The organism is Sphingobium quisquiliarum P25 (assembly GCF_000445065.1).
Lineage (GTDB): Bacteria > Pseudomonadota > Alphaproteobacteria > Sphingomonadales > Sphingomonadaceae > Sphingobium > Sphingobium quisquiliarum.
The window spans coordinates 1-17159 of record NZ_ATHO01000129.1; the positions used below are offsets into that span (position 1 = coordinate 1).

General features: G+C 62.8%; 18 protein-coding genes. 15 read left to right on the top strand and 3 right to left on the bottom strand.

What is annotated here, in order from left to right; translation table 11 throughout:
- The first annotated feature begins 115 nt into the window (after positions 1-115).
- The 5 genes from istA to bioB all read left to right on the top strand — a co-directional run bounded on the left by istA (position 116) and on the right by bioB (position 5637).
- Positions 116-1630, top strand: coding sequence for an IS21 family transposase (gene istA, locus L288_RS35535; protein ID WP_021238707.1), 1515 nt, complete (start codon positions 116-118; stop codon positions 1628-1630).
- The gene (gene istB / locus L288_RS35540) at positions 1617-2345 is read left to right on the top strand and encodes an IS21-like element helper ATPase IstB (protein ID WP_031304487.1); all 729 of its coding nucleotides are present in this window, start codon (positions 1617-1619) and stop codon (positions 2343-2345) included. Before istA ends, istB begins: the two co-directional genes overlap by 14 nt.
- 997 nt (positions 2346-3342) lie before the next feature.
- Entirely contained in the window at positions 3343-4011 is a 669-nt protein-coding gene (locus L288_RS35545) for a GntR family transcriptional regulator (protein ID WP_021238924.1), read from the top strand.
- Positions 4012-4093: 82 nt separating this feature from the next.
- Complete coding sequence (locus L288_RS35550) at positions 4094-4651, top strand: biotin transporter BioY (RefSeq protein ID WP_021238925.1); 558 nt, start codon at positions 4094-4096, stop codon at positions 4649-4651.
- The gene (gene bioB, locus L288_RS35555) at positions 4648-5637 is read left to right on the top strand and encodes a biotin synthase BioB (protein ID WP_021238926.1); all 990 of its coding nucleotides are present in this window, start codon (positions 4648-4650) and stop codon (positions 5635-5637) included. The genes L288_RS35550 and bioB overlap by 4 nt, the downstream gene beginning before the upstream one ends.
- Position 5638: 1 nt before the next feature.
- Here the strand turns inward: bioB and pdxR are convergent, their stop codons facing one another.
- Positions 5639-7054 (bottom strand): MocR-like pyridoxine biosynthesis transcription factor PdxR, encoded by a 1416-nt coding sequence (gene pdxR, locus L288_RS35560; protein ID WP_021238927.1) that lies wholly within the window; start codon positions 7052-7054, stop codon positions 5639-5641.
- A gap of 88 nt (positions 7055-7142) precedes the next feature.
- Here pdxR and L288_RS35565 point away from each other — a divergent pair, with 88 nt between their 5' ends.
- From L288_RS35565 to L288_RS35595, 8 genes are all read left to right on the top strand, one after another.
- Positions 7143-7841: a glutamine amidotransferase gene (locus L288_RS35565; RefSeq protein WP_021238928.1), complete on the top strand. Its 699-nt coding sequence runs from the start codon at positions 7143-7145 to the stop codon at positions 7839-7841.
- The gene (locus L288_RS35570) at positions 7838-8518 is read left to right on the top strand and encodes an MOSC domain-containing protein (protein ID WP_021238929.1); all 681 of its coding nucleotides are present in this window, start codon (positions 7838-7840) and stop codon (positions 8516-8518) included. The genes L288_RS35565 and L288_RS35570 overlap by 4 nt, the downstream gene beginning before the upstream one ends.
- A complete protein-coding gene (gene pdxY / locus L288_RS35575; protein ID WP_021238930.1) occupies positions 8515-9360 on the top strand; it encodes a pyridoxal kinase in 846 nt (281 codons plus the stop codon). Before L288_RS35570 ends, pdxY begins: the two co-directional genes overlap by 4 nt.
- 185 nt (positions 9361-9545) lie before the next feature.
- Entirely contained in the window at positions 9546-9752 is a 207-nt protein-coding gene (locus tag L288_RS43180; RefSeq protein ID WP_041208450.1) for a DUF1737 domain-containing protein, read from the top strand.
- A 12-nt stretch (positions 9753-9764) separates the two neighbouring features.
- The gene (locus L288_RS35585) at positions 9765-10304 is read left to right on the top strand and encodes an RBBP9/YdeN family alpha/beta hydrolase (protein ID WP_021238932.1); all 540 of its coding nucleotides are present in this window, start codon (positions 9765-9767) and stop codon (positions 10302-10304) included.
- Position 10305: 1 nt separating this feature from the next.
- On the top strand, positions 10306-10956 hold the full coding sequence (locus L288_RS35590; RefSeq protein WP_021238933.1) for a LysE family translocator: 651 nt from the start codon (positions 10306-10308) through the stop codon (positions 10954-10956).
- A gap of 6 nt (positions 10957-10962) precedes the next feature.
- Entirely contained in the window at positions 10963-11706 is a 744-nt protein-coding gene (locus L288_RS0121845) for a sulfite exporter TauE/SafE family protein (protein ID WP_031304589.1), read from the top strand.
- A 1-nt stretch (position 11707) separates the two neighbouring features.
- Positions 11708-12574 carry a DMT family transporter gene (locus L288_RS35595; RefSeq protein ID WP_021238935.1) on the top strand — a complete coding sequence of 289 codons (867 nt, stop codon included), beginning with the start codon at positions 11708-11710 and terminating at the stop codon, positions 12572-12574.
- Here the strand turns inward: L288_RS35595 and L288_RS35600 are convergent.
- A complete protein-coding gene (locus L288_RS35600) occupies positions 12513-13907 on the bottom strand; it encodes an aminotransferase-like domain-containing protein (RefSeq protein WP_031304590.1) in 1395 nt (464 codons plus the stop codon). The two genes, L288_RS35595 and L288_RS35600, sit on opposite strands and share 62 nt — an antisense overlap.
- Positions 13908-14057: 150 nt before the next feature.
- Complete coding sequence (locus tag L288_RS35605) at positions 14058-14957, bottom strand: branched-chain amino acid transaminase (RefSeq protein ID WP_021238937.1); 900 nt, start codon at positions 14955-14957, stop codon at positions 14058-14060.
- Positions 14958-15118: 161 nt separating this feature from the next.
- Between L288_RS35605 and L288_RS35610 the strand changes: the two genes are divergently transcribed.
- Entirely contained in the window at positions 15119-15541 is a 423-nt protein-coding gene (locus tag L288_RS35610) for a LysR family transcriptional regulator (RefSeq protein WP_021238938.1), read from the top strand.
- Between the two features lie 100 nt (positions 15542-15641).
- On the top strand, positions 15642-16991 hold the full coding sequence (locus tag L288_RS35615; RefSeq protein WP_013039775.1) for an IS1380-like element ISSp1 family transposase: 1350 nt from the start codon (positions 15642-15644) through the stop codon (positions 16989-16991).
- Positions 16992-17159 lie beyond the last annotated feature (168 nt).

Consider the following 17159-nt stretch of genomic DNA (forward strand, 5'->3'; position numbering starts at 1 on the left):
TGAGGATCAGCGTGCAATAGGCACCCCCTTCGTGGGGTGATCGGCGTGCAAAAAGGACCCCTTCATCCCGGGGATTTAGTCGGCCGACTGGTTTTGATCAGTTGGCGAGAACGGGATGTTGATCGTGGAGACAGTGGTTCGGATTCGGCGTGAGCATGCAGCGGGTAAGGCGATCAAGGCGATCGCTCGTGACCTTCGTTTGTCGCGGAAGGTCGTCCGCAAAGCGATCCGGTCGCCGGAGGCGGCGTTCAACTATCAGCGCAAAGTCCAGCCGCTGCCGCGGATCGGTCCTTATCAGGATCGTCTCGATGCGCTGCTTGAGGAGAACGAAGGTCGCGGCCGCCGCGATCGGCTACGGATGACGCGTATCCATGACCTGCTGGTGCGCGAGGGGTTCGATGGATCCTATGATGCGGTGCGCCGCTATGCGGCGCGCTGGCGTGCTGCGCGGCGGAAGGATGCTGGCGAAGGCGCACCGGCGTTCATCCCGATGACCTTCCAGCCGGGTGAGGCCTACCAGTTCGACTGGAGCCACGAGGATGTGGAGATCGCCGGCAAGCCGATGCGGGTGAAGGTGGCGCATATGCGTCTCTGCGACTCGCGCGCACCCTATGTCCGGGCCTATCCGCGCGAGGGCCAGGAGATGCTGTTCGATGCCCATGCCCGGGCGTTCGCGTTCTTCGGCGGTGTGCCGCGACGCGGTATCTACGATAATATGAAGACGGCGGTGACGGCCGTGTTCACCGGCAAGGAGCGTGTGTTCAACCGCCGCTTCCTGATCATGACCGATCATTACATGGTCGAGCCGACCGCCTGCTCGCCGGCGGCGGGATGGGAGAAGGGCCAGGTCGAGCAGCAGGTCCAGACAATCCGAGGCCGCTTCTTCCAGCCGCGGCTCCGGTTCGCCAGCCTGGCCGAGCTCAACGGGTGGCTGGAGGCCGAGTGCCGGCGCTGGGCCGAGCATCATGCCCATCCCGAACGCGGGGATATTACCGTCGCCGAGGCGCTGGATATGGAGCGACCGGCCCTGCAGCCGATCCTGGCACCGTTCGACGGCTTCCATGAGAGCGAGCATGCCGTCACCGGCACCTGCCTCATCAGCTTCGATCGCAACCGCTACTCGGTCATGTCGACGGCCGCACGCCGGACCGTTCAGGTGCGCTCCTATGCCGATCGCATCGTCATACGCTGCGGCGATGCGATCGTCGGGGAGCATGAGCGCCACTTCGGTCGGAACCGCACGATATACGATCCCTGGCATTATCTGCCGGTCCTCGCGCACAAGCCCGGCGCGCTGCGTAACGGCGCACCGTTCCAGGACTGGGATCTGCCGCCCGCCCTGCACCGATTACGGCGAAGGCTCGGCACCGGGGACGAGGCCGATCGCAGGTTCGTGCGGGTCCTCTCGGCGGTGCTCACCGATGGCCTGGAGCCGGTAGAGGCTGCCGTGCGCGAAGCGTTGGCGAACGGAACGGCCAGCGACGAGCTGATCCTCAACATCCTCTCCCGGCGCCGCGAGCCGGCGACACCCCACAGCATCGTCACTTCGGAAGACCGGATGCTGCAGCATCCTCCGCTCGCCGACTGTGCCCGCTATGATCTGCTGCGAGGCTATGATGCAGCGGCATGATATGATCGACACGATGCGCGGCCTCGGACTCAAGGGCATGGCGGCGGCGTTCGACGAGGCGGTCACCACCGGCCTCCAGCGCAAGCGCACCACCATGGAGATACTGACCGACCTGCTCCGTGCTGAGGCGACCCACCGGGATGCAGCCTCCATCCGCTATCGGATGACGGCTGCGAGGCTGCCCGTGGTGAAGGACCTGGAGCGGTTCAGCTTCGAGGGCACACCGATCAATGAGGAGATGATCCGCTCCCTTCACGATGGCTCCTTCCTCCCGCCTCGCCGCAATATCGTGCTGGTCGGCGGCACGGGGACAGGCAAGACCCACCTCGCCATCGCGATCACCGCCAATGTCGTGCGAAGGGGCGCTCGCGCCCGCTACTTCAACACCGTCGATCTGGTGACACGCCTCGAAGAGGAGACCCGGATCGGCAAAGGCGGGACCCTGGCGGCGCAGCTGTCGCGGCTCGACCTGATCGTTCTCGACGAGCTCGGTTATCTGCCGTTCGCCCGCTCGGGAGGGCAGTTGCTGTTCCACCTCATCAGCAAGCTTTATGAGCGGACCAGCGTCATCATCACCACGAACCTCGCCTTCGGCGAATGGCCGACCGTGTTCGGCGATCCCAAGATGACCACGGCGCTGCTCGACCGCGTCACCCACCACTGCGATATCGTCGAGACGGGCAACGACAGCTGGCGCTTCAAAAACCGCAGCTGACAGCCACCTTCGGCGCCTTCAAAAATCTATCTTGCGCTGCGCGCGCCTCCGGTCGGGCTACGCCCGCCCTCCGCCGCACGCAGCGCAAGGCCATCTTCAACAAACCAGCATCATATTATCTGAAAAGGGGGTCCCTCTTCGACGCCGATCGGGGGTCCCTTTTGAACGCCGTTTGACATCATGGCGCGCCAATTGCGAAGAGTTCCCACAGATACGCCACCGCGATATCGGTCTGTGACTTCTTCCGGAGTGAGAAATTTTGTCTCTGGCAATGCTGCCTCCTGCTCGTGGCTGCGCTTCGACGCAGCCTGGTTGATCTTAGGTGATGTATGAGCGCGAGGTTCTTTGTCTGAGTGGAAATCTCACTCAGCATCACCGCTGGGATTGCGGGTTTCCGGCGGCTCACGCTGTTGCACGGAAATGGATGCAGCACAATTTGAAGAGAGGGAAGCCTTGTTCGGCTGGCGAAGGGAAAGAGGTTACCAACGGTTAAGAATCGGTCGGTCCGGCTGAGCAGGAGATACGGTTTCATGCGCACGAGGCTGCGGTAATTTCGGCGTTAGAGATAAGTGAACGCCATCGGTCCGGCTCGCAAAGGCGCACCTTCCGGACGCCGATCAATTGAGCGGTTGTACACGCTGTTTCGGAAAGCGCGTTTTGAGATGACTGGCGGGCACGCAACGTTTTTGATGGCCGCTCAGAAAAGCTGTTCAGCATCCCCGTCTCGCTCAGTACCCCAATTTAGCTTATCGCTTTGCACGATAACCAGCGCCGGAAGCCACTTAGCAAAACGCCCCCAACTGTTCAGACAAGTCGAGCCAGCTCTGTAGCCGCTGGTGTTGAGATATCGCACATCAAGGTGCCCGATAGCTCAACCGACGATCACGATCGAATGGCTGCGCCAAGAAGAGGAAGCCAGTTCGCCGCTCGCCGCACTTCGGGTCCAATTCGGGCTGCTAACGTCGACTTCATAGATGACATTGATTATCTATTATTTATGGCAAAAGAGACAGATGAGACCATTTCCGACCGAATCGCGCGCATTCTCGCGGATCGGATCATATCGGGTGCGATACGGCCCGGCGTTCGGCTGCGGCAGGACCATGTCGCGGCGGAGTTCGGCGCCAGCCACGTGCCGGTGCGCGAGGCCTTTCGCGCACTGCAGAAGCAGGGCTTGGCGGAGAGCGAGCCCTGGCGTGGGTTCCGCGTCACCGAATTCGATATCGCCGAATTGCGCGAGGTCGCCGAGATGCGGGCAAGCCTGGAATCGCTCGCCCTGCGTCATGCCGCGCCAAGCCTGACGCGGACAATTCTCGATGAGGCAGAAGAGGTTACCCGGCATGGCGATCGCGCCGGCAATGTCCGGGACTGGGAGGCCGCGAACCGCAGATTTCATCATCTGATCTTGGCGCCGTGCCACATGCCGCGCCTGCTGCGCACGATCGACGACCTGCAGGCGGCGAGCGCACGCTTCCTGTTTGCCGCGTGGCGCAGCGACTGGGAGGCGCGCACAGACCACGACCACCGTGCCATCCTCGATGCCCTGCGGAAGGGTCAAACCGAGTTTGCCTGTTCAACGCTAGCACGCCATGTCGGCTGGATCGGCAAGCGCAAGCCGACATCAAGAAATGCCGATCTCAGAGAGACTTATGAGATTCCTGGCTGATTATCTATAATCTGTATTGAACGCATGGAGATGTCTCCGGAATTATAGATAGCGTCGAAACCTATCTTCGGAGAACCGCCTCATGGCTTTGCTCACCCCCACCCTGACCCGCCCGGCATCGCTCTGGCGCGGTGCAGCCCTTACGCTCTTCGGCGTTGTGCTGATCACGATCGGCGCCAAGGTGCAGATACCGTTCTGGCCAGTACCGATGACACTGCACACGCTCGCGGTGTTCTTTCTGGCCGCGGCGCTCGGTCCCCGTCTCGGCTTTATGGCCATGGCCGCCTATCTAGCCGCCGGGGCGATGGGCCTTCCGGTATTTTCCGGCTCGCCGGCGCGCGGGATCGGACTTGCCTACATGGCGGGGCCGACCGGCGGCTATCTCATCGGCTACCTGCTCTCGACCCTCGTGATCGACAGGCTGGCCGAAGGGAATGGCCCGATGCGGCTGGCGCTGGCGATGCTCGCCGGTCTCGCCGTGGTCTATGCCTTCGGCCTGGCATGGCTCGCATTGTTCGTGCCGGCCACCGGCCTGATCGCCGCCGGCCTCGCTCCGTTCATCCTCGGCGATCTGATCAAGATCGCGCTGGCGGTCGCCCTGATCACCGGCCTCGGCCGCCTCAAGGGTCGCGCGGCATGACCGGCGCCAAGATCAGAACCGACTGGACCATGGACGAGGCGCGGGCGATCCACGCCCTTCCGTTTCCGGATCTGATCCACCGGGCGCAGACCGTGCATCGGGCCCATTTCGACCCGACCGCGATCGAGACGGCGAGCCTCTTGAGCATCAAGACCGGTGGCTGCCCTGAGGATTGCGGTTACTGCTCGCAATCTGCCCACCACCGGACCGGCGTGAAGGCGACGAAGCTGATGGCGACCGACGATGTTCTGGCAGCCGCACGGCGCGCGAGGGACGCGGGCGCGCAGCGCTTCTGCATGGGCGCTGCTTGGCGCAGCCCCAAGGACCGCGACATGGACAGGCTCTGCGCCATGGTGCAGGGCGTCTCGGAACTCGGGCTCGAAACCTGCATGACGCTCGGCATGCTGAAACCGGATCAGGTGGCGCGGCTGAAGGGGGCCGGACTCGATTTCTACAACCACAATATCGATACCTCGCCGGACTATTACCGCGAGATCGCCACCACGCGGACGATGGCGGATCGTCTGGAGACGGTCGAGCATGTGCGCAAGGGTGGCATCAGGGTCTGTTGCGGCGGGATCGTCGGCATGGGCGAAACGGAAGAGGATCGCATCGCCATGCTGGTGACGCTCGCGACCTTGCCCGCCCATCCCGACAGCGTGCCGGTCAACCTGTGGAACCCGGTCGAGGGCGTGCCGGTGCAGGAAACCGCAAGCCCGGTCGATCCGTTCTCGCTCGTCCGGCTCGTGGCGCTCGCGCGCATCCTGATGCCGGCCTCGGTGGTGCGGCTCTCCGCTGGACGCACGGGAATGAGCGATGAATTGCAGGCGCTCTGCTTCCTTGCCGGCGCGAATTCCATTTTCGTTGGCGATCAGTTGCTGACGACCGGCAACCCCGCGGCCTGGAAGGACCGCGACCTGTTGCAGCGGCTCGGCATGCATGTGGCACCCGCCAGGCCGCAAGGCTCCGCCATGGCGGCCGAGTAGCTCAATCGGGCAGGCTTCGGGCGAGGATATCCACCGCCCGGGCAATCTGCCCTTCGTCGAGCGCCGCATAGCCGAGACGAAGGGCTTGCGGCGCTGCGCGATCAAGGGCGAAACGCGTTCCGGGCAGCAGCGCCAGCCCGGCCGCGCCGGCTCGCTCCGCCCAGGTGTCGGCGGAGACATTCTCGCAGTGCAGCCACAGAGCCAGCCCGCCCGCGGGGCTGTCGAACATGATCCGCCCGCCCAGTTGCACCGACAGAGCCGACGCCAGGACATCGCGCCGGGCCCGATAGATGCGACGGGCCTTTCGCGCATGGCGGCCGAGATCGCCGTCGCGGATCAGGTCCGCCAGCGCGGCCTCGAGCGGCGCGTCGCCCTGCCGGTCGATGGCCGCACGGGCGGCCGCCATGCGGGTAAGCAACGGCTCCGGGGCCATGGCATAGCCGAGACGGATACCGGGCGAGAGCAGTTTGGAGAGCGAGCCCACATAGATCAGCGGCAGGCCTGCCGGGGCCCGGGCCGCAAGCGGCAGGACCGGGCGCCCCTCGAAGCGGTACTCGTGATCGTAGTCATCCTCGATCAGCGTGATGCCGTGACGCTCGACGGTGTCCAGAAGCTGCAGCCGCCGCGCCGCGCCCATGGTGACCGTGGTCGGATATTGGTGATGGGGCGTGACATAGACCGCCACGATGCGCGGATCGCTTTCAATCGCCGCCTCAAGGGCGGCGACCGACAGCCCGCCCGCATCAACGGGAATGCCACGCACGGAAGCGCCCGCGGCCCGGAAGGCCTCCCAGGCCAGCGGGTAGCCGGGTTCCTCCACGGCAATCGCCTGACCGGTCTTCACCGCCGCCCTGGCCGCCAGGAACAGCGCCATCTGGCTGCCGCGCGTGATCAGCAGCCGCGCCGGATCGGCGACCACACCCCGGTCCGTGGCGAGATAGGACGACAGCGCGTGACGCAGGACCGGCGTGCCCCGGGCATCGCCATAATCCGCCCCGCCGCGAAAGGCCGGCGACAGCAATGCCCGGCGGAAGGCGCGCGCCAACGCCTTGTCCGGCACCAGCCGGGGATCGGGCGCGCCGTCGCTGAAGGCGAGACGCGGGCGGACGGTTGCGGGCTCAGGGGGCACGGTCACGGAAACCGGCTCCGCCATGCTTTCGGGCAGATCCTCGGCGACAAAGGTGCCGCGCGCGGGCTCGGCATGGAGCCAGCCTTGCGTCATGAGTTCCTGATAGGCGGCGTCGACCGTGTTGCGGTGAACGCCGAGCTCGCGCGCCAGCGCCCGCGTCCCCGGCAGGCGAACGCCAGGCTTCAGGCGGCCACGCATGATGTCGCGGGTGATCGCTGCGGCGATCGCCAGAAACAGCGGGCCGGCGGGCTCCTTCTCGATATCGAGCGCAAGCGGTTCCGCTGCCATCACAACCGGCCTATTCAAAGTTTCAAAACTGGCTCTTTCTTTTAGGCCGGATATTCGCGAGACACATGGAAAAACGCAAGAGGCCTCCATGTCGAAATCCGCCCTGATCCTGCACCATCTCGCTTTCGAGGACCTTGGCAGCTTTGGCCCGGTGCTTGAGGAAGAAGGCTACCGTCTCAACCATGTCGAAGCTGGCATCGATGCCTTGCCGGATTCGCGCGGCCCCGATCTCGTGGTGGTGCTCGGCGGCCCGATCGGGGTGAATGACGCCGAGGCCTATCCCTGCATGAAGTCAGAGCGCGACTGGCTGGCCCCGCGTCTGGCCGCCCGCCGCCCGACACTCGGCATCTGCCTTGGCGCGCAGCTCATGGCGGCGGCGTTCGGCGCGAGGGTCGCCCCGATGCCCCGCAAGGAAATCGGCTTTTCCGGCCTGGCGCTGACGGAGGCCGGCATCAACAGCCCGCTTCGTCACCTGCGGGATGTGCCCGTTCTCCACTGGCACGGCGAAGCCTTCGATATCCCGGATGGAGCGGATACTCTCGCAGGAACGGCAGCCTGCGCGACGCAGGCCTTTGCCATGGGCCCAACCGTTCTGGGGCTGCAATTCCACCCCGAAGCCGGGGAAATGCCCGCTTTGGAACGCTGGCTCATCGGCCACAGCGTGGAACTGGCTGAAGCCCGCATCGACCCGGCTAGCCTGCGTCGCGACGCCATCGCGCATGGTCCGGCGCTAAGGCATGCTGGCCAATCCATGTTGCGGGCATGGCTGCAGGACTTGCCGGCATGACCGCGATCACCCTTCTGACCGGGCGCGCCAGACCGCTGGCGGGAAGCGACGCGCAAAGCGGCATCATGAAGACGTCGGTGAACGGGCCGCTTCGCCTCGGCCCTGAAGGGTTCGAAGGCGATGAGCAGGCGGACCGACGGGTGCATGGCGGTGTCGAAAAGGCCGTGCATCATTACCCGTTGGATCACTATCAGCTCTGGCTTGAAGAACTCGGCGATCTGCCGGTACTTGGCGCTCCCGGCGGATTTGGCGAGAACATCTCGGCATCCGGCCCCACCGAAAACATTGTCGCAGTGGGAGATGTTTTCCGGCTGGGCACGGCGCTCCTGCAGGTCTCGCAGGGGCGACAGCCCTGCTGGAAACTCAATCATCGTTTCGAGGTGCCTGACATGGCCCGTCGCGTGCAGCAGAGCGGCCGCACCGGCTGGTATTATCGCGTGCTGGAAGACGGACTCGTGAAGACGGGAGATCGGCTTGAACTGGTGGACCGCGTCGCGCCGGACTGGACGCTCCACCGGCTCTGGCATGCGCTTTATGTCGACCGGATGAACCTCAACGAACTGAAGGGCATAGCAGCCCTCGACGTGCTGGCCGAAGGCTGGCGGAAATATGCGGTGCGGCGGCTCGAGAGCGGCCGGGTGGAGGATTGGCGCAACAGACTGGACGGCACTCCATGACCTCTCCACCCTTCGTGATATCGATCCAGAGTCAGGTCGTGTTCGGCCATGTCGGCAATTCCGCGGCCGTGTTTCCGATGCTCGCGGCTGGGCTGGAGGTGGCGGCGATCCCGACGGTCATCTTCTCCAACACGCCCGACTATCCGACGTTGCGTGGCCGGGCGCTGCCGCCGGAATTCTTCTCGGACCTGTTGCAGGGTGCACGCGAGCGCGGCCTGCCGGAACGCGCGGATTTCATCCTGACCGGCTATATCGGTTCGCTCGACGTGGCGCTGATGGTCGCGGATTTCTTGGCCGAGGCCAAGGCCATCAATCCGCGCCTCACTTACGTCTGCGACCCCGTGATGGGCGACACAGGCCCCGGCCTCTATGTACCGGAGGCGATCGCCGACGTCATGCGCGACCGTCTGCTGCCGATGGCCGACATCGCCACGCCGAACCCGTTCGAACTGAGCTGGTTGACCGGACAGCCGATCGCGACCATGGCGGACCTCAAAGCCGCACGAGCCTTTCTCCACATCGCGCCGGAAGCCCATCTGATTGCTACGGGGTGCGCGCTCGACGATACGGCCGCCGGCCACATTGAAAGCATCGTTCTCGGAGCCGCCGGCGCAAGCCGTCATCCGGTGGAGCACCTGCCGATCGCGCTTCCAGGAACCGGCGATCTGTTCGCCGGGCTGATCGTCGCGGGGCTCGCGCGCGGATTGCCCTTGACGCAGAGCGTCGAGGCAGCGCAGTGCCTCACATCGCGCGCGCTGGACCACGCCCGTGCCCTCGGCGCCGGCGAAGTGCTGTTGAGCGAACCGGAGTTCCGTCGCGCTCTTCTGACGCTCGGTTTTTGAATGAGGATTATTTCATCTGAACTGAGAAGGCTTCAGCGTTCACTGCGGTATGAGCACTCATCAGGCTCAGCTCTCCATCCTCTGCACAAGACCATGAGAAATACTGCGGATCGGCTGAGATGACTTCAGTTCAGCGCCTCCCGGAGATGCTTATGATTTCGAGCAGGAAACTGGGGATCCTCACGATGAGAGCTTATCGTCTGCTGACCGGCGTTGATGACGCTGCCTTCTGTCACCGCATTACTGAGGCCCTCAACCAGGGCTGGAGCCTGCACGGGAGCCCGGTCCTGACCTACGACAGCGTGCGTCAGGCCGTGATTTGCGGGCAGGCGATTACGAAGGATGTTCCCGACGCCAATTATGAGTCCTCCATGGATCTTTCCCAACAATAAAAGGGCGGCGGAATGACCTCATTCATCACATTGCCGGGTATCGGCGGTTCCGGTGAAACCCACTGGCAAACGCATTGGGAAGCGTCAGATCCTCGCTTTACCCGGTTCCATCCTTCCGACTGGGAGAAGCCTGGACTTGCAGACTGGCAAGACGCGCTGGAACGGCAAATCGACAATTCGCCATCGCCGCCTGTTCTTGTCGCGCATAGTCTGGCCGGCCTGCTCGTCGCGCACGCGGCAGAGATGATCGCGGGGCGGGTTATGGGGGCTTTTCTGGTCGCAGTCCCTGATCCTGCTTCCGCTGCATTCCCGGCAGCAGCGGCCAGCTTCGCAAATCCGCCACGTCATCGTCTGCCGTTCCCGGCCCTCATCGTCGCAAGCGCCAACGATCCCTATGCCGCCCCTGGCTATGTAAAAGAACGCGCCGAGGAATGGGACGCCGGTTTCGTCGAGATCGGCCCGTGCGGTCATATCAACGGCGCAAGCGGCCTCGGTATCTGGGACCAGGGGCGGATGCTCTTCGGTGCATTCTGCGCTGGCCTGAGGTCCTGACATGGATTCCTTTTCCGCCGTTGCCGCCTTTTCGATCGCCGCCGCTCTTTTGACAATTACGCCTGGGCTGGACACGGCCATGGTCTTGCGCACTGCCACCGTTGAGGGCGGCAAGCAGGCCATGCAGGCTGGCGCCGGGGTCGTAACAGGTGTTCTGGCGTGGGGACTGTTGGCTTCGGCGGGTCTCGGAGCCGTTCTCACCGTATCGGAAGTCGGCTACCGGCTTCTTCAATATCTCGGCGCTGGCTACATCATCTGGCTGGGCGCGCGGATGATCCGGAGCGCAATCCGCAAAACCGTCGAGGAGGGAGGGGCGCTTTACAGCGTGCCGGCAGGCAAATCGGCCAATAAAAGTGCCAACTGGTTCTGGCGCGGTCTGATGACCAATCTTCTCAATCCGAAAGTCGGCGTGTTTTACGTCAGCTTCCTGCCGCAGTTCATTCCACAGGATGTCCCGGTTGTCATGTTCAGCATGGCCCTGGCGGCTATTCATGCGCTTATGGGGCTCATCTGGTTCGCGGCCATCACGGCGGCGACGCGGCCATTCACGCGCGTTTTCCATAGTTCACTATTCAAGCGTGGCGTCGATGGAGTGACTGGCTCGGTCCTGATCGCCTTCGGTGTCCGGCTGGCTTTCGAAGAGCGGGGTTGATCAGGTATGGATATGAATACCACGGCCCTTTTGGTCGCCGCCGGTCTTGTTGGCGGAGCCTGCAATGCAGTCGCCGGGGGCGGCACTTTCTTTACTTTTCCGGCGCTCCTTGCGGCTGGCGTTCCTCCGGTCGTCGCCAATGCCACAAGTGCGATTTCGATCTGGCCTGGACATGCGACCAGCCTGTTCGGTTATCGGGAGGAATTGCGCCGGAATGCAGGGCGATTGAAATCCAGCGCGCCTGCTTTCGTTCTCGGTTCCCTTATCGGCGCGGTACTTCTTTCGATCACTGGGAATGCAATATTCCGCCAGCTTATACCATGGCTTTTGCTTGTCGCGACGATCCTGTTCGCACTCGGCCCTAGGCTACGCTCCTGGATAAGAAGGGACCGCCCCGGAATGCTGCCGAGGCCAGTCATCTTTGCGACAGATCTGCTCGTCGCGATCTATGGCGGATATTTCGGTGCGGGCCTCGGTATCCTGCTCATGGCTGTTCTGACGTTGATCGGGCTTAGCGACGTGAACGAGGCCAACGCGGTAAAAAATGCACTGGCAACAATCGTCTCGAGTCTCGCGGTCACAGTTTTCATTGCCACAGGGATCATAGCCTGGGGGCCCGCATTCTCGGTTCTGGTAGGCGCTATTGCGGGCGGCTATCTCGGTGCGCGCTTCGCTCGCTGGATCAATCCGACCATCCTGCGCGGCATCGTCATTGCCGTCGGGTTTGGCCTGACCTGGTTCTATTTCTGAGATGCGGCGGTCAGAGGAACAGAGTGGGGAGCGGCGCGTCTACGGTCTGATACTGGTTGGCGCGGGAACCGTGCTCTGGAGCCTTGCTGGCCTGTTCGTACGCGCAATTGATCTTGGGCTTTGGGATCTGATCCTGTGGCGTTCTCTCTTCGCTTGCCTTTGCCTTGTTGTCATCGCCATCGCAAGGCCGGCGGAAGCGGTGCGTTTCGACTGGCGCTTCTGCCTGGCCGCCTGCTTCTCCGCCACCGCAATGTTCTGCTACGTCGCCGCCCTCACGATGACGACGGTCGCAAACGTTTTGATCATCTACGCGACACTTCCCTTCGTGACAGCCGTATTGGCCTTCGCGGTCGGTCGGGAAGCGGCCTCGCGACGCCTGTTGATGGCGAGCACGGTATCTATGATCGGGATCGTGCTCGTTGCGGGGACGGCACTGGGGGCGAGCGATATCAAGGGTAACTTGCTGGCCTTCGCAATGACGCTGAGCTTTGGGGCGCTTCTCATCGTCACACGCCGTAATCGAGCCCTGAATCTCATTCACGTGAATGCAGCAGGGGCGGCGTTGTGTGCGATTGCGGCATTCCCATTCTCATCCGGCCAGCTTCCGGGGGGCGGTGCGCTCGGATTGATATTCATGCTGGCCTTTCTCACGACCGCGCTCGCATTCCTGTTATTTCTTGCAGGTGGACGCCATGTCGCTTCGTCGGAGTCGGCTTTGATCGCACTTCTGGATGTGGTTCTCGGTCCGCTTTGGGTTTGGTTGGCGTTCGCCGAAGATCCGGGGAAATCGGCGATCGCAGGTGGTCTTATCGTAGTGGCAGCAGTGGTCTGGTATTTCTGGCCGTCCCTGCGCCGGTCTCGATCCTGAAGCGATCGACTATGCGCCTGATCGCGGGAAGCGCCTGCTCAAGATCTTCAGAGGATGGCGCACCGATACAAAGACGGATTCCGGAGCTAATGCCGTTTGCGGAGGTTGAAGACGGCGGCGTAACCAGAATGCCCAAGGCCTTCGCCGCAGTCTCGAGTGCCTCGGCATCGGAATGGCCTAGCGGAACCCACAGATGATAACCGACATGGACAGGTTGGCGTACAGCTTGCCCCAACAAGTCCGTTGCCATCGCACGGCGGCGAATGGCTTCTTCCTGTATAGCCGTGCTGATGGCATCGGCCGTTCCATCGAGGAGCCATTGTTCCATGACCGAGCAACTCAGCGGACTGATCATCAGCCCGCTGGCATGCATCGCGGTTTCCGCGCGGTCCAGCCATGCCGGCGGAACCACGAGACCGCCAATCCGCAAAGCCGGGTTGAGGGTCTTCGAAAGGCTGTTGATATAAAAGACATGCTCAGGCGCAAGGCTTGCGATCGGCGGATAGTCCGGGTCGGGCGCGAGGGCATAAACGTCGTCCTCGATCACGATGATGCCTGACTTGCGGCAGATTAGCGCGATCGCGCTCCTTCTCGCTTTGCTCATCGAACTCGTGGTCGGGTTCTGCATCGTCGGCGTGAGATAGACTGCCGCGTTGCTGCCGCGACTTGTCGCGAGTTCCCGTTCAAGCTGATCCGGCAGCATGCCTTCGTCATCCATAGCAATTGAAGTGAGCTTGACGCCGAGATGGCGCGCAACGTTGATCACACCGGGATAGGTCTGATCCTCCACATAGAGCGTACCGCCGGGACCACAGAGCGTGGAGAGGCTGACGGACAGCGCGTGCTGCGCACCATTGGTCAGAAGCAGGCAGGCAGGGTCGGCGTCCAGACCGAGACGGCGAAACCAGCGCGTCATTTCTTGGCGGAACCTCTGATGCCCGGTTACGGGCGGATAGGTATTGAAAACATCCGCGTCGATACGCCTGGCGATCGCGTTGAGAGATCGGGACAGAAGCCTCTCGCTAATGACGGCGGGCGGCGCGTTGCGCGAAAGATCGATGACGTCGCCTCTGCGGGCTTCGGTAACGGCCACGAACGTGCCCCGTCCCTTTACCGAGCGCAGCAGGCCGCGCCGCTCCAGGATTCCGTAGGCCTTCGTCACCGTGCCAAGGCCGATGCCGAGACGCCAGGCAAGATCGCGGTGAGCCGGAAGCCTGTCTCCAACCTCCAATCGCCCGGCTGCGATGTCCTCCGACACGGCGGCGACGAGCCGATCGCATGGAGAGTCCATGTCACCAGTAAGGCGAGGTTGCCAGGGTGATTGTAGACGCATGTGAGTAGCCCTATAGTGTCATGTTACGCTTTTGCATTTTACGGGAAGTGTAACATGAAATACTATTGGCTATCACGAAAAATCTTTTGCTCCGAGAAGAACGACATGGAGAACGCATCGAAACCCGGCCCTTTTGGCAAGGGTGTCCGCCTATGCGGGACATTGTTGGCGAACCGAGTTCTGAAAGTTATCGATGAGGCTTTGGGTAAGCGGGCCAACGCTCCACTGGGCTCCAATCGCTGGCCCCTTGAGTTCGACGACGGGCTGGATCTCGATCGAAGTGCCGACAACGAAGACTTCATCTGCCGCGCACAACTCCTCCAGCGAGACTTTTCGCTCCTCGAGTTCCAGGCCAGCCTTCTGCGCGAGAGCGAAGACATGGCGTTTGGTGATGCTGTCGAGAAAACAGTCTGCTACCGGGGACACGAGTTTGCGACCCTCGACCAGTATGATGTTCGTCGCGGTCGTTTCGGCAACATCTCCGTCGATGTCGAGCAGCAGGGCATCGTCGAAACCCTCGTCATTTGCGGCATGCCGCGCGAGCGTGCCGATCATGTAGAGGCCGGAACATTTGGAGGCCGTCGGCGCCGTATCGGCACGCGGACGCCTCCAGGAGGAGAGCTGAAGGCGAATACCCGTCGTGCTCCTTCCCTCGGCGGCCGGCGTCGGCCAATCCCAGGCGGCAATCGCAACGTGGATAGTGGCGTTGCGGGCGGCCACCGTCACGCTCTCGCTGCCGCGCCAGGCAATGGGACGGATATAGGCATCCTTCAATTCGTTCGCCCAGAGAACGGCTTCACATGCTTTGACGAGCTCAAGGCTAGAATAGGGAAGCGTGTACCCGACGATCTCGGCAGAACGCTGGAAGCGGGAGAAATGCACGTTGGACAGGAATATACCTCCGTCATAGGCCCGAATTCCTTCGAACACGGCCCCTCCGGCATGCAGCGAATGGGTCATGACATGGAGCCGGGCTTCGTTCCAGGGAACGAGTGCTCCATCGAGCCAGATCAGGCCATCGCGATCATCGAAAGCAAGCACGTCACTCATAGCAATTTGGCCCCTTTGAAAGACACCCCATTGTCACCCAACATCCGTGCCTGGCGAGTGAGCAATCCTCAGAGAAAGCTGAGATTTCGTTGTTCGATGCCAAGTGCAGGAGGAGAACGGCGGCATCCGGAGAGGGCGGAAAATACGAGAGCGAGCGCGCCATGACCGAAACGATGCGATTGTCCGTGCCGCTGAATGCCCTGCGCGCTTTCGAGGCCGCCGCACGCCACATGTCGATCAAGGATGCGGCCGAAGAAATCGGCGTGACGCCCTCCGCCGTCAGTCATCAACTCAGGATCCTCGAGGATCTGCTCGGGGTAGAGTTGATGCGCCGCGTCGGACCGCGCCTTGAACTGACGGAGACCGGACGACTGCTGTCTCCGGATCTCAACGTCGGCTTCACGCGGATCATTCAGGCTGTCGCGACAGTGAAGCAGGAACGGAAGCTTGGTCCCTTGCGCCTGTCCATGCTGCCGACATTCGCGGTTCATTGGCTGTCGCCACGGATGGCGTCCTATCCATTTGCGAGGTCCGGCTTCGAACTTTTGATCTCTACCCCGCCTTATTCACCAAAAGTGTCCTGAAGGGTTGGCGGGAGTGGCGTAAGCCTCTGATCTGAATTAGGAACTGGGTGTCTAAGCCGAACCTGCCGCAGGGCAGAAAATGCCACGGGCCACACCCGCCATGAACGATGATATCGCAAGCTCATTTGGATTCCCAGCAGTCGGCCGCAAGAAAATCACAGCTGCGTTCGACGGTGGCCGGCTTACCTCGGATGGCGGTGTTCTACTGCTTGCACAGGCCGAGCGCGCGATGGGGATTTGCCAGCGCCTGGCGGCTTGTATTGCCGATCCGCGCGATCCAGCGCGGGTGATCCATCGCCTGGATGACATTCTGCGTGCCCGTGTGTTCGCGATTGCGTGCGGCTATGAGGATGCCGATGATCTCGATGCTCTGCGCGACGATCCAGGCTTCCGCCTGGCGCTCGGCAAGCTGCCGGAATCGGGCGCGGGGCTGGCCAGCCAACCGACGATGAGCCGGTGGGAAAATGCACCGACTACGCGCGAACTGGCCAGCATGATGGCCGCGATGATCGACATCTACTGCGCCAGCTATCCCGCCCCTCCGACAGCGGTCACGCTGGATATCGACGACACGTGCGACGTCGTGCATGGCTATCAACAGCTCTCGTTCTGGAACGGGCATCATGGGGAGCGCTGCTTCCTACCGATCCATATCTACGACACCGCGACCGGCAGGCCGGTGGCCATGCTGCTGCGCACAGGCAAGACGCCTTCTGGAAAGGAGGCGGCGGGGCACATCCGACGCCTGGTGCGTCACCTGCGCCGTAATTGGCCCGATACCCACATCACTATCCGCGGCGACGGGCACTATGGTCGACCCGAGGTCATGGCCTACTGCGATGCGGCCCGCGTCGATTACGTGTTCGGCCTGCCCACCAATTCAGCGCTGCGCGCCGATCCCGCCATTGTTGCGGTCGCCGATGCCTGCGCGGTCAAGCGCGCCCAGCGTCAGTGTCCCGTCCTGCGCAACTATGCCGAGACCCGCTATGGGGCAAAGACCTGGAAGTGCCAGCGTCGCGTCGTTGCACGGATCGAGGCCAGCACGCTGGGCATGGACATCCGCTATGTCGTCACCTCGTTGGCAACAGGATCGGCCGAGCACATCTACGACACGCTCTACTGCGCGCGTGGTCAGGCCGAGAACCTGATCAAGCGCCACAAGTCCCAGCTCGCCAGCGACCGAACCTCGTGCCGCTCGGCCAATGCCAATCAGATGCGCCTGATACTGCACACTGCCGCATACTGGCTGCTATGGCGCATCCAGCAGGCGATGCCCAGGACCGCTGCTCTGGCAAGCGCGGAGTTTACCACCTTGCGCCTGCGGCTGCTCAAGGTCGCTGCGCGCGTCGTAGAAAGTGCTAGCCGCATCCGCATTGCCTTCGCTTCCGCCTGTCCGGATGCCGACCTGTTCCGCGCCCTCGTTCTCCGGCTGAAGCCTGCGCCGACGTAGCCCATGCGGCAGCGCCGCAGAACTCCGAGCCCAGCCCTTCAACCCGAAAAGCCCATCAATCCGAATGCGGTGAAACAAACGCCAGCGATGCCGGTCGTCCGCGCAATACAGCCAGCCGCAGCAAATGCCCAGAGCGGACCCGAAACCGAGCGTCGTGAATAAGAGAGG